General features: G+C 57.7%; 15 protein-coding genes. 12 read left to right on the top strand and 3 right to left on the bottom strand.

What is annotated here, in order from left to right; genetic code table 11:
* The 5 genes from mltG to AABM55_RS20215 are packed head-to-tail and all read left to right on the top strand — an operon-like array spanning position 1 to position 4,016.
* A complete protein-coding gene (gene mltG, locus AABM55_RS20235; RefSeq protein ID WP_347927543.1) occupies positions 1 to 1,185 on the top strand; it encodes an endolytic transglycosylase MltG in 1,185 nt (394 codons plus the stop codon).
* Between the two features lie 19 nt (positions 1,186 to 1,204).
* Positions 1,205 to 1,837: a dTMP kinase gene (gene tmk, locus AABM55_RS20230; protein ID WP_347927541.1), complete on the top strand. Its 633-nt coding sequence runs from the start codon at positions 1,205 to 1,207 to the stop codon at positions 1,835 to 1,837.
* On the top strand, positions 1,830 to 2,816 hold the full coding sequence (locus AABM55_RS20225; RefSeq protein WP_054593341.1) for a DNA polymerase III subunit delta': 987 nt from the start codon (positions 1,830 to 1,832) through the stop codon (positions 2,814 to 2,816). The genes tmk and AABM55_RS20225 overlap by 8 nt, the downstream gene beginning before the upstream one ends.
* A gap of 42 nt (positions 2,817 to 2,858) precedes the next feature.
* The gene (locus tag AABM55_RS20220; RefSeq protein ID WP_347927539.1) at positions 2,859 to 3,215 is read left to right on the top strand and encodes a PilZ domain-containing protein; all 357 of its coding nucleotides are present in this window, start codon (positions 2,859 to 2,861) and stop codon (positions 3,213 to 3,215) included.
* A gap of 12 nt (positions 3,216 to 3,227) precedes the next feature.
* The gene (locus tag AABM55_RS20215; RefSeq protein ID WP_347927537.1) at positions 3,228 to 4,016 is read left to right on the top strand and encodes a TatD family hydrolase; all 789 of its coding nucleotides are present in this window, start codon (positions 3,228 to 3,230) and stop codon (positions 4,014 to 4,016) included.
* A 238-nt stretch (positions 4,017 to 4,254) separates the two neighbouring features.
* Here the strand turns inward: AABM55_RS20215 and AABM55_RS20210 are convergent, their stop codons facing one another.
* A complete protein-coding gene (locus tag AABM55_RS20210) occupies positions 4,255 to 5,388 on the bottom strand; it encodes an aminotransferase class V-fold PLP-dependent enzyme (RefSeq protein ID WP_347927535.1) in 1,134 nt (377 codons plus the stop codon).
* A 79-nt stretch (positions 5,389 to 5,467) separates the two neighbouring features.
* Here AABM55_RS20210 and AABM55_RS20205 point away from each other — a divergent pair, with 79 nt between their 5' ends.
* The 4 genes from AABM55_RS20205 to AABM55_RS20190 all read left to right on the top strand — a co-directional run bounded on the left by AABM55_RS20205 (position 5,468) and on the right by AABM55_RS20190 (position 8,647).
* On the top strand, positions 5,468 to 6,106 hold the full coding sequence (locus tag AABM55_RS20205; protein ID WP_019689364.1) for a TetR/AcrR family transcriptional regulator: 639 nt from the start codon (positions 5,468 to 5,470) through the stop codon (positions 6,104 to 6,106).
* A gap of 140 nt (positions 6,107 to 6,246) precedes the next feature.
* Positions 6,247 to 7,215, top strand: coding sequence for a radical SAM protein (locus tag AABM55_RS20200; protein ID WP_347927533.1), 969 nt, complete (start codon positions 6,247 to 6,249; stop codon positions 7,213 to 7,215).
* A 248-nt stretch (positions 7,216 to 7,463) separates the two neighbouring features.
* Positions 7,464 to 8,069: a DUF4823 domain-containing protein gene (locus tag AABM55_RS20195; protein WP_103317646.1), complete on the top strand. Its 606-nt coding sequence runs from the start codon at positions 7,464 to 7,466 to the stop codon at positions 8,067 to 8,069.
* 17 nt (positions 8,070 to 8,086) lie between these two features.
* Positions 8,087 to 8,647, top strand: a complete 561-nt coding sequence (locus AABM55_RS20190; protein WP_054593335.1) for a DUF1285 domain-containing protein — start codon at positions 8,087 to 8,089, stop codon at positions 8,645 to 8,647.
* A gap of 45 nt (positions 8,648 to 8,692) precedes the next feature.
* On the opposite strand, the gene AABM55_RS20185 is transcribed toward AABM55_RS20190, so the two are convergent.
* On the bottom strand, positions 8,693 to 9,565 hold the full coding sequence (locus AABM55_RS20185) for a triacylglycerol lipase (RefSeq protein WP_347927531.1): 873 nt from the start codon (positions 9,563 to 9,565) through the stop codon (positions 8,693 to 8,695).
* A gap of 138 nt (positions 9,566 to 9,703) precedes the next feature.
* Entirely contained in the window at positions 9,704 to 10,351 is a 648-nt protein-coding gene (locus AABM55_RS20180; RefSeq protein WP_347927529.1) for an HD domain-containing protein, read from the bottom strand.
* Positions 10,352 to 10,458: 107 nt separating this feature from the next.
* Here AABM55_RS20180 and AABM55_RS20175 point away from each other — a divergent pair, with 107 nt between their 5' ends.
* From AABM55_RS20175 to AABM55_RS20165, 3 genes are all read left to right on the top strand, one after another.
* Complete coding sequence (locus tag AABM55_RS20175) at positions 10,459 to 10,941, top strand: GNAT family N-acetyltransferase (RefSeq protein WP_347927527.1); 483 nt, start codon at positions 10,459 to 10,461, stop codon at positions 10,939 to 10,941.
* A gap of 170 nt (positions 10,942 to 11,111) precedes the next feature.
* Positions 11,112 to 11,810 (top strand): hypothetical protein, encoded by a 699-nt coding sequence (locus AABM55_RS20170; protein WP_347927525.1) that lies wholly within the window; start codon positions 11,112 to 11,114, stop codon positions 11,808 to 11,810.
* Entirely contained in the window at positions 11,807 to 12,319 is a 513-nt protein-coding gene (locus AABM55_RS20165) for a hypothetical protein (protein WP_347927523.1), read from the top strand. Before AABM55_RS20170 ends, AABM55_RS20165 begins: the two co-directional genes overlap by 4 nt.
* The last annotated feature ends 159 nt before the right edge of the window (positions 12,320 to 12,478 follow it).

Below are 12,478 nucleotides of genomic sequence, written 5' to 3'. Positions count from 1 at the left end.
GTGAGACGTAAATTCTTGCTGCTGCTGGAAACCGGACTGGTTCTGGCAGGGCTACTGCTGGGCGCTTCGGCCTGGAAGATCAACTCGGCGCTGGAGCAGCCACTCAAGATTACTCAGGAAGAGTTACTGGATGTACCGAACGGCGCGACACCGTCCGGGACCTTCAATCGCCTCGAAACCGATGGCGTGCTTCAGGACGCCTTTTGGCTGCGCCTGTACTGGCGCTTGAACCTTGCTGCGCAGCCGCTGCACAGCGGTGAATACCGCATGCTCCCGGGGATGAATGCACAGGGCTTGATCGGTCTTTGGCAGCGCGGTGAAGTGGTTCAGTACAGCCTGACGCTGGTCGAGGGCTGGAACTTCCATCAGGTCCGTGCGGCGCTGGCAAAAAATGACAAACTCCAACAAACCCTTGCGGGGCTGAGCGACAGCGATGTGATGGACAAGCTCGGTCACGCCGGAGTCTTTCCGGAGGGCCGGTTTTTCCCGGACACCTATCGTTTTGTGCGGGGCATGACCGATGCCGAGTTGCTGGAAAAAGCGTACGAGCGCCTCGACGACGTCCTCGCAAAAGAGTGGAACAAGCGCTCCCCTGACGCACCCTATACCGAACCCTATCAGGCGCTGATCATGGCTTCGCTGGTCGAGAAGGAAACCGGTGTGCCGCAAGAGCGAGGGCAGATTGCCGGAGTGTTCGTGCGGCGCATGCAGATCGGCATGTTGCTGCAAACCGATCCGACCGTGATCTATGGCCTGGGTGATCGTTACAACGGCAAATTGACCCGCGCCCACCTGAAAGAACCGACGCCCTACAATACTTATATGATCGCTGGGTTGCCGCCGACGCCGATTGCCATGGTCGGTCGTGAAGCGATTCACGCGGCGCTGAATCCGGTGTCCGGCACCAGTTTATATTTCGTGGCGCGCGGTGACGGCAGTCATGTTTTCTCCGACGACCTGGATGCCCACAACAGTGCTGTGCGCGAGTTCCAGATCAAACGGCGTGCCGATTACCGTTCCAGCCCGGCGCCGGCCAACGGGGCCGTAGCGCCTGATGCGCAGACAGTGACTCCTTCAGCGTCGCCCGACACGGCTCCGGAGGCGACACCGCAACTGCCGTCATCGCAACCGGCTCCAGCTGCCGCTCCGGCACCGAGTGCCGAAGAGCCGCAAAGCCCGCAATGACTCTGACTAAGGACTGCCCGTGACTGGCTTGTTTATTACCCTGGAAGGCCCGGAAGGCGCGGGCAAGAGCACCAATCGTGAATACCTGGCCGAGCGTCTGCGCGCCGAGGGTATCGAAGTCGTGTTGACTCGCGAGCCTGGTGGCACACCGCTGGCCGAGCGAATCCGCGACGTGCTGCTGGCTCCGGTCGATGAGGTCATGAATCCCGATACCGAGCTGTTGCTGGTGTTCGCGGCGCGCGCGCAGCATCTGTCCGAGGTCATTCGTCCGGCGCTGGCGCGAGGCGCGGTGGTGTTGTGCGACCGCTTTACCGATTCGACTTACGCCTATCAGGGCGGTGGTCGCGGATTGTCGCTTGAGCGTATCACGACCCTGGAAACCTTCGTTCAAGGCGATCTGCGCCCGGACCTGACGCTGGTGTTCGACTTGCCGATTGAAATCGGCATGGCGCGTGCCAGCGCTCGCGGTCGGCTGGACCGGTTCGAGCTTGAGGGGCGAGTGTTTTTCGAGGCGGTGCGCAGCGCGTTCTTGAAGCGCGCCGAGGCTGATCCGGCGCGTTACCTGCTGGTGGACGCCTCGCAGCCGTTGGCACAGGTTCAGCAGTCGCTGGATGCCTTGCTGCCGCGTCTGTTGGAGCGGGCCCGTGGCTGAAGCCTATCCGTGGCAAGACAGCCTTTGGCAGCAACTGGCCGGACGCGCCCAGCACGCCCACGCCTATTTGCTGCATGGCCCGGCCGGGATCGGCAAGCGTGCGCTGGCCGAGCGGCTGATGGCCAGTTTGCTCTGCCAGCGTCCAACCGCGGAAGGCGCCTGCGGCGAGTGCAAATCCTGCCTGCTGCTCAAGGCCGGTAGCCACCCCGATAACTACATCCTGGAACCTGAAGAAGCCGACAAGGCAATCAAGGTCGATCAGGTGCGTGATCTGGTCAGCTTCGTGGTCCAGACCGCGCAGATGGGCGGGCGCAAAGTCGTGCTGATCGAGCCCACCGAGTCGATGAACATCAACGCCGCCAACGCCTTGTTGAAAAGCCTCGAAGAACCCTCGGGCGATACCGTGTTGCTGCTGGTCAGCCACCAGACCAGCCGTCTGCTGCCGACCATCAAGAGTCGTTGCGTGCAACAGGCCTGTCCGTTGCCAAGCGAAGCCATGAGCCTGCAATGGCTGGCCAAGGCCTTGCCCGATTGCACGGAAGAGGAGCGTGTCGAACTGTTGACCCTGGCCGCGGGTTCGCCGCTGGCGGCGGTCAAGCTGCAAGGGCAGGGTGTGCGTGAGCAGCGTGCGCTGGTCGTCGAGGGCGTGAAGAAGTTGCTCAAGCAGCAACAGTCGCCAACGCAGCTGGCCGAAGAGTGGAAATCCATTCCGATGTTGCAGCTGTTCGACTGGTTCTGCGACTGGTCGAGCCTGATTCTGCGTTATCAGCTGACTCAGGACGAAGCCGGGCTCGGCCTGGCGGACATGCGCAAAGTGATTCAGTACCTGGCGCAGAAAACCGCCCAGGAAAAAGTCTTGAATATTCAGGACTGGATTCTCGCCCAGCGGCAGAAAGTGATGAGCAAGGCCAATCTCAATCCGGCATTGTTGCTGGAAGCGCTGTTGGTGCAATGGGTGTCCTTGCCTGGCCCGAAGTGAGCGTCTGCGCCTAGACTCTGATCATCAGCCATGGAGGTCAGCATGAATGAACTTGTCAGCCTGGGCCCGCGTAACGGCATCCTGTCCCTGACCATCAAGGACAAATCCGTGCTTTATGCGGCCTACATGCCGTTCATCAAGAACGGCGGTCTGTTTATCCCGACCAACAAAAGCTACAAGTTGGGCGACGAGGTATTCATGCTGCTGCACTTGATGGATGAACCGGAAAAAATTCCGGTGGCCGGTACCGTGACCTGGATTACCCCCAAAGGGGCTCAGGGGAATCGCGCTGCCGGTGTCGGCGTGCAGTTCAATGAAGGCGATGACACCGCTCGAAGCCGAATCGAAACCTACCTGGCCGGAGCCCTGAAGTCCGACCGTCCCACTCATACGATGTAGTTGCCGTCTTTTATGCTCGTAGATTCCCATTGTCACCTTGACCGTCTCGACCTCGCCGCACACGACGGCTCGCTGGATGCTGCACTTGCCGCTGCTCGTCAGCGCGGGGTAGGGCACTTTCTGTGTATCGGCGTCAGTGTCGACAACGCCAAGGACGTCAAGGCCCTCGCCGAGCGTTACGACGATGTCGATTGTTCGGTGGGCGTGCATCCACTGGATGTTCAGCCGGGCGCCGCGCCGGCGCTGGACTGGCTGCTGCAGGAACTCAATCACCCGCGGGTGGTGGCAATCGGTGAAACCGGTCTGGATTACCACTACGAGCCGGAAGCGGCCGAGTTGCAGCAGGAGTCCTTCCGTTTGCACCTGCAAGCGGCCCAGCAGACCGGCAAACCGGTGATTGTCCACACCCGTGGCGCCCGCGCCGATACGCTGGCGTTATTGCGTGAGGCAGCATTGCCGCAGGCGGGGGTGTTGCATTGCTTCACCGAAGATTGGGACATGGCCAAGGCTGCGCTGGATCTGGGTTTTTATATTTCGTTGTCGGGGATCGTGACGTTCCGCAATGCCGATGCCTTGCGCGATGTGGCCCGGCAAGTACCGGCGGACCGCCTGCTGGTGGAAACCGATTCGCCGTACCTGGCGCCGATCCCTCATCGCGGCAAGCCGAACCTTCCGCAGTACGTGCGGGATGTGGCGGAGTTTCTGGCCATGTTGCGCGGCGAATCCTACGAACGCTTTGCCGCGCAGACTACGGAGAACTTCAAGCGGCTGTTTCCGATGGCGCACGTCAAGTCGATTTGACAGGTTGAGCCGCTGGCTCAAATCGCAGGCAAAAAAAACCCGGGTTCTGGGGGGTGAATCCGGGTTAAGACCATTAGGAGTAAAACAAAGGTACGCGGTCCTTTGGTACCTTCATCGGCGCAACACTTGGGGGAGATGCCACGCCGACAGTTCAAGTATTGATCACTATTGCGCCGAGTCCAGTTTGCCCCTGCTGTTTCTTAAACAGATTTGGAATACAGGCGCTTCGCTTGGGTTCTCACTGCTTGGCGATCGACGCGACAATGGCGACAGTTTCGTCAATCACGCGCTTTTCGGTGTAGAAGTGCGGTGAAAAGCGAATGCCTGGGCCGCGTGGGATACAGACCACCTGTTCGGCTTTCAGGGCCTCATAAACGGTCTGAGTATCGATGCCATCGATACTGAACGAAAGAATCCCCCCGCGCCGGGCTGGATTCAGCGGGCTATGCAGTACGACGCCGGGAATTGCGCTCAGGCCGTCCTGCAGCCATTTCACGCGCTCGGCGATCAGTGCGGCGACGTGCTCCATGCCGACTTCTTCCAATAACGACAGGCTGGCTTCCAGCGCCATCGCCCCGAGCATGTTCGGGCTGCCGCATTCAAAGCGTCGTGCACTCTTGGCCGGTTCCCATCCGGTGCGAGTGTAATCGCCCATATGTTCGAGCATGTGCCAGCCGAACTCGTGCAGTTTCAGCTGTTCACGCAATTCGCTGCGCACATAAAACACCCCCAGGCCTTCTGGTCCGAGCAGCCATTTGTGGCCGTCGGCCATGGCGAAGTCGCATTGATAGCTCTGGACGTCGAAGGGCAGGGCGCCCAGCTGCTGGATGGCGTCGATGCAAAACAGCACGTTCTGTTGTTTGCAGCCGGCACCCAGGCGTTGCAAGTCGAGGCGCAGACCGCTGGCGAATTGCACCGCGCTCACCGACATCAACCGGGTGCGCGGTCCGCAGGCTGCCAACAGGGCGCCTTCCGGGTCATCGCCGGTGAGACTGGCCTGCACCACTTCCACGCCCTGTGCCGCCAATGCTTCCCAGACAATGCGATTGGAAGGGAATTCCTCATCGCTGATGACGATCTGGTCGCCGCTTTGCCATGGCAGTCCGAAGGCGACAAAAGACAATGCTTCAGAAGTATTTTTGACCAGCGCCACATCATCCGTCGACGGTGCATTAAGCAGGCGCATCAGCCGTTCACGCAGGCGTTGTTCCAGGTCCATCCAGTCCGAATAGTCCCGTGCGCCCAGTAAAACGTTCTCTTGAGCGAAGCGTGTCACCGCCGTGGCGGCGCGATTTGGCCAGGGTGCAACGGCTGCATGATTCAAATAACGCAGGCCTGGAGCCTGTACAAATTCATCAAGAAACATAGTCATGGTCGGATGATCCGTGCAATTTGGCGCAAGTTAGGCATAATACGCGGCTTCGTATTTTGACCCCTACAGACCTTTTCTTATGCATAAAGAACCTCGTAAGGTCCGTGAGTTTCGTCGCCGCGAGCAAGAAATTCTCGACACCGCGCTCAAGCTGTTCCTCGAACAAGGTGAAGACAGTGTCACCGTCGAGATGATCGCTGATGCCGTGGGTATCGGCAAAGGCACCATCTACAAGCACTTCAAGTCCAAGGCGGAGATCTATCTGCGCCTGATGCTCGATTACGAGCGTGACCTGAACGAGCTGCTGCACTCTGCCGATGTCGATAAGGATAAGGAAGCCCTGTCCCGGGCCTATTTCGAATTCCGCATGCGCGATCCGCAACGTTACCGGTTGTTCGATCGCCTGGAAGAGAAGGTGGTCAAGGGCAATCAGGTGCCGGAGATGGTCGAGGAGTTGCACAAGATTCGCGCCTCCAACTTCGAACGCCTGACCTTGTTGATCAAGGGCCGCATCAGCGAAGGCAAGCTTGAAGACGTGCCGCCGTACTTCCACTACTGCGCTTCCTGGGCGCTGGTGCACGGCGCTGTCGCGCTGTATCACTCGCCGTTCTGGAGCAACGTGCTGGAAGATCAGGAAGGTTTCTTCCAGTTCCTGATGGACATCGGCGTGCGCATGGGCAACAAGCGCAAGCGCGATACCGACACACCGAGCAGCTGAACCATTCAGATGCCTTATTGCGCCATGTTTTCTCTGTATGGCGCAGTGCCCCAGGAATATACTCAGGCTTAGGTATTGCTAAAACTTGATTTGTGAGTCAAGTTTTAGCGCTTCCGAATCTACTTTCGCCGGAGTGATCCATGATCGTTGACCGACAAGGCAGGCAGTTCCGCAATTTGCGGGTCAGTCTGACCTCCGCCTGCAACTACGCCTGTACCTATTGCGTGCCCAATGGCAAGCGACTGGTGGCTGCGCAGGATGAACTGTCGGCCGAGGCCATGGCGCGTGGTGTTGCCTATCTGATCGAAGCCGCGGGCATCGAGCGCTTGCGCATCACCGGTGGCGAGCCGCTGGTGAGCCCGAAGCTGGAAACCTTCATGACGGCTGTCGGGCAGATGGGCCTTGCCGACATCAGCCTGACCACCAACGGTCAGTTGCTGGCGAAGAAACTGCCCTTGCTGGTGGACGCCGGCATTCGGCGGATCAACGTTTCCCTCGATACCCTGGACGCCGATGCATTCCGCAGCATTGCGCGCGGTGGCGATCTGGCGACGGTGCTCAACGGCATGGACCAGGCTCGCGCAGCGGGCATCAAGATCAAGGTCAACATGGTGCCGTTGCGCGGGCAGAACCTCGATCAAGTGATGCCGTTGCTCGATTATTGCCTGGAGCGCGGTTATGAATTGCGCTTCATCGAGCTGATGCGCATGGGCCATCTGGCCAGCGATTCGAACGCATTCCTGCAGCAGTTTGTCAGCCTCAAGCAGTTGCTGGGCCTGATCGGCGAGCGTTACGAGTACCTGCAGGCCGACGCGCCGGTGGATGCCACAGCCGTGCGTTACGAAATTCCGGGGCGCGGCTATTTCGGCGTGATCGCCAATGAAAGCGTGCCGTTCTGCCGCACGTGCTCACGCTTGCGGCTGTCCTCCACTGGCTGGCTGCATGGCTGCCTGTCGTCGAGTAACCGCCACTATGTCGGTGACTTGCTGGACAAACCCCGTCATCAAGCATTGCCGGCGCTCCAGCGTCTGCTGGTGAAAGCTCTGGGCGACAAGCAGGAAGTGGCATTCTCTGGTGGCGCAACAATCATGAAGATTATCGGCGGCTGATAAATCTCTGTGGCGAGGGAGCTTGCTCCCGCCGGGTCGCGAAGCGGCCCTGAAAACATATCCCCGCGACCTGTCGGGCATACCGCATTTACCTGTTTTACGACGGCTGCGCCGCCGAGCGGGAGCAAGCTCCCTCGCCACAGGTGCTCATTCTCAATCTGGAAATGTTCAAGTCCTCAAGGACTGGCGCGGAAGCTGCATCCTGCCGACATTCGCCGGTTTTCCGTCACCGGCCTCTGGAGGATAGGATGCGTAGCCTGGTTTTGCTGCTGGCCTTTTTGGCGCTTGGCGGCTGCATGAATGTCAGCGACATGGGCGAAGGGGTTCGCTACCACATGAGCGACTCTGGTCTGCTTGATCACAGCGACAGCCATCGCGTGAATAATCTGCGCATCCAGCCGGACTCGTTTATCTACATCGCCCAAGGTGCTTTTGCGCCGCCGGGCAGTGCCTATCCGCGGCCGAACGTGGTCGCTGAAGAAGCCTTCAACGGCTTCATCGAATATTTCCCGATGGTTCGCCGTGCCCGCGCCCCCGAAGGTCTCGACACCGCCATGGGCGAGGCGCGTGCAGCTGGCGCGCATTACCTGCTCTACACCCGATTTGCCAAGGCCGACGACCGTATCGGCAACTCGGATGAATTGCTCGATCAGGGTGCCGTGGATCGCCTGGGGATCGACAGTGGAGTGATTCAGATCATGCTGATCGAGACCAGCACCCAGTATTTGATCGATACTGCACGAATCAAGAGTCGTGGCGGTTTACTGACGTTCCACGACAACAAGCCAGAAGACTTGATCGCTCAGCCGCTTGCGCAATACGCTCGTAGCCTGCTGGGCATGAGCGATCAGTAACTCACCAGGAGAGCAGCATGAATGGTCCGCAAAAAGCTAATGATCTGTTGGGGCAAATCCCCAAGTCCAAAGGCTTGCCACCGGTCCATTTGTGGAACCCCGACTTCTGCGGCGATATCGACATGCGCATCGCCCGCGACGGCACCTGGTATTACCTGGGCACGCCGATCGGGCGCAAGCCGATGGTCAAACTGTTCTCCACCATCATTCGCCGCGACGGCGATGATTACTTCCTGATTACTCCGGTCGAGAAGGTCGGGATCAAGGTTGATGACGCGCCTTTCATTGCTGTGACGCTGGAGGTCGAAGGCGAGGGCGAAGCCCAGTTGTTGCGCTTCACCACCAATGTTGATGAGCAGGCCGAGGCGGGTGCCGAGCATCCGTTGCGGGTAGTGATCGATCCGGTGACCCAGGAGCCTGCGCCTTACGTGCATGTACGCACCAACCTTGAAGCGCTGATCCATCGCAACGTGTTTTATCAACTGGTCGAACTGGCCGTGACCCGCGAAATCGACGGGCAACGCTGGTTGGGTGTCTGGAGTGGCGGCGAGTTTTTCCCTATCGGCCTTGAGCCGTAACCTGGAAAACGGCCCAGTGTTTAAACCGGGCCATGGCCGATGGGCTTACAAGCCTTTGCTCTTGAGCCTGGCAGCATGTTCCAGATAGAGACTGACCGGGCTCACGTTCCAGCTGGTGATCCCGGCCATTTGATTGACGGCGTCAAAATGGTCCATGGGGTAATCCGAGCGAATCACTTTCCCCAGGTGTGAGCTGTATCGTCCGACCAGTCCGTCATTGGCGTGTTTCTCTTTATAAAATAACTTTGACAGCACAATGCAGTTGATGTGGGTTGGATCGAGTACTTGCGGGGTTTGGAAGTTCTGCAGGATCCCGCTCCAGGAGTAGTAATACACGCCGTTTTCAATTTCGTTGCCTTCACCGCCCCAGACTTCCGGCACCCCTTGCGGGTACTTGCGATTGAATTCAGCCAACCCTGCGCTGGTCAGCGATTCGAATGCTGCTTGAGGGTCCTGAGGGTTTTGCGGGTGGCCACTGATCAGCGAAATGAACGTGCCGACTGCGCTGAACAAGGCCAGTACGAACGCTTCGGGCAACTCTCCGGGTGTCAGCGCCTTATGCAATTGGTCGGCAATCTCGGAGCCGTGATTGGGGCAGCTGACAGAGGTGACCGACGCGACCTTTTCCGGGTGCAGCGCTGCTACGTAGCGTGCGGCCAGGGGACCTTGGCTATGGCCGATCAGATTGACCTTGGCGGCGCCTGTTTCCTGCAAAATGCGGTTGACCTGTTCGAGCAGTTTTTCACCGCGTTCTTCATTGCCGTTGACGGCTGGAATATTGACCGTAAACACCCGAGCGCCAGCGTGTTCCAGGGCTTCCTTGATATCGAAGAAGTAGGGATAACCGGCAATCGTATCGAAACCGAAAAGGCCGTGAACCAAAACAATCGGGTATTGCGTAGACGCATCCATGTTCATGCTTATACCTGTCGATAGCGGATTCAAGTGGAACAGATGCTATTGACTGCTTGATCTGTCGCGGCTAACCGTAGTTTACAAAGCACGATGGTACAAATTGCTCTGGTCGGAGCAATGACCCCAGGCGGTGCTGGACGGTCAGCCGATTTCTTCGATGAATTCGTCCATAAAACGCTTCAGGCGTTCATGGCGCAGCTGAGCCAAATGCTTGCCGGTTGGTGTCTGGAAGCCATTGGCGAGGTGCAACAGCTTGGTCTGGAAGTGGTCGAGGCAAAAGCGTTTGTCGTCGTACTCGCGGGATATCGCCGTGGGATCCTGCGGATCATACAGCGTGCTGCCCATGCGCCCGGCGATGTAAAACGTGCGGGCAACACCGAGCATGCCAAGGGAGTCGAGGCGGTCGGCGTCCTGGAGGATTTGCGCTTCCAGGGTCGTCGGCGTGATGCTCGCCGAAAAGCTATGGGCCTCGATGGCGTGAGCGACTGCTGCGCTTTTGTGCTTGGGCCAATTCAACTGGCTGAGGATTGCCGAGGCTTTTTTCGCGGCCAGTTGCGATGCTCGAGAACGTAGCGGCGAGTTCTTTTCCACCGCCACGCAGTCGTGCAGTAACACCGCTGCCAGCAGTACCTCAAGGTCTCCACCTTCCTCGGTTTGAATCTGCTGAGCGTTGCGCCACACCCGTTGCAAGTGCGACAGATCATGGGCGCCATCCTCGGACGGCTCCAGCGCATGGGGCAGCAAGGTTGAGGCGAGGTTTTGCAGTGGCGCGAAGGCAACGAGGCTCATAACAATCCTTTTGTGGCGACGCCCGTAGATTAAGTTTTGAAGTGACATGTGACGAGCGCTGATTGCCGACATAGTATGGCGGTTTCAACTGTTCACAAGGCACGTCCATGTCGATCGAAATCCGCCCGGCCACCCCCAGTGATGCGCCACAAATACTCGCGTTCATCACCGAGCTCGCTGACTACGAACGCGCCCGGCATGAAGTCATCGCCAGTGTCGCCGACATCGAGCGCAGCCTGTTCAGCGAAGGCGCTACCGCCCATGGTCTGATCTGTCTGCGCGACGGCTTGCCGATTGGCTTCGCGGTGTTTTTCTTCAGCTACTCGACCTGGCTCGGCAGCAACTGCCTGTACCTCGAAGACCTCTACATTACCCCCGAGCAACGCGGTGGCGGCGCCGGCAAACAACTGCTGCGCCACCTCGCAAAAATCGCCTGCGCCAACGACTGCGGCCGCTTTGAATGGAGCGTGCTGGAATGGAACACCCCGGCCATCGACTTCTACAAATCCCTCGGCGCCCAGCCGCAGGAAGAGTGGGTGCGTTATCGCATGGATGGGGAGGTGTTGCGGGAGTTTGCCGAGGGCAGATGATTTGTCGCGAGGACCTGTTTGAAGGTCTTCGCGAATAAGTTGTGGAGGCCGTTTTAGTCCGGCATTCTGTTCGCCCTTTGCGCGCTCACGGACGACACCTGCAATGCCTTTGGCACTGTTTTTTTCCCCGTCCCCCGTGAGGCCTTCGCCGCATCAGCGAGCGAACGGTGATGAGCGGATTTTGGGCGTCAATGCGTCTGTATGGACTGGTGAAAAACCTTGGTTCCACTGACGTCATCCTTCAGCAGTCTGTAGAAATTCTTTGCACCGTCAGCTGCGCTGGCAGCAAAGCCATTCGCGCGTTAGTGTCGCGTCTGGATGCCGAGTTAGTGGTGCGCAGGGTCGATATTGAGCTATTTCAGGGAGAAATAACGGTGCGCAAGTTTGTTTTTTATATATTCGTCTCATTGTGTGCTTCGTGTTCTTTTAATCATGGAAGAGCAATAGCGACGTTAAATTATTCGGGTGTTGAACATGCTCCTGGCAGCGTGGCTTATCAGATTGGCTTTACAGCGGATACAGACCTTTTAGGGCTGTTTGAGTCTGCAATCGGTGAGGGGTTGGTGTGCGCGCTGGAGGATGATGTTGATTTTTCCATTGGGCATTACATCAAGCGTTCAGGAAGAGGGGCGGTGGAGTATGTGAAAGACCCTGTTGGTGGGCATTACGTCTCAAGAGTGATGTTTCGAGAGACTGGAGAGTCGGAGGGGGAAGAAAATCTTCTCACAGGTGAAGCGTTGGGTGAGGTCTTGAAAACACGGGAGTTCATCGTTTGCAGTTTCAGGGTTCATACGACTAAATATAAAACCTATTTTTCGAATCCAATGCCTGTACCTACCTCTGATCTGTTGGGGGTGCTTGGTCGGTGAGCCATTTTTCGGTGCGGAAGTTGAGCTTGTGGGGCTTGATCCTGGCGTGCTCTTCTTGCTCGCTTGATCATGGAAGGTCTGTCGCGACGCTGGAGTACTTAAGCGTCGAGGAACTTCGTAATACGGGTATTTATCAGATTTATTTTCATTCGAGTGAACCTGTTCTTGAATTGTTTAAGTCTCGAATTGGCGAAGGGCTTGTTTGTTCGCTGGATGATGATCTCGACTTTGCGCAGGCGCATCACATTAAGCTCTCAGGCTTTGGATTAGTTGAGTTGGTTAAAGATAAAGAGCAGGCCAGCTACAGGGCAAATATGATTTTCACTGACTCTGAAGAGGGTAAGGGCAGAGAGAGCTATCTCGAGGGAGATACCTTGAAACCGTTGTTGCTCAAGCGAGATTATATTTCTTGCGTGTTTCGAGTCCATACCACCCGCTACAAGACCTACTTCTCAACAGTTATGCATGTTCCTACGGCAGACTTATTGAAAGCAATTAACAAGAAATAAAGGTGTTGGTTCTTTCAGTCAGACTGGCAAGTGAAAGGGGCGCACCGTCCCTACGTCAGGACGAACGGTTCGAATTTGAGCATCAATGGATCAGGTGAGGGGGATACCGATCGGCTTGGTATGGGTGAATCTGCTGCGGTGAAATTTTGCTCAGAAAGC

The sequence above is a fragment of the Pseudomonas helvetica genome (assembly GCF_039908645.1).
Lineage (GTDB): Bacteria > Pseudomonadota > Gammaproteobacteria > Pseudomonadales > Pseudomonadaceae > Aquipseudomonas > Aquipseudomonas helvetica.
The sequence above is the reverse complement of the archived record's forward strand: the minus strand, read 5'-3'. Positions and strand labels throughout refer to the sequence as shown.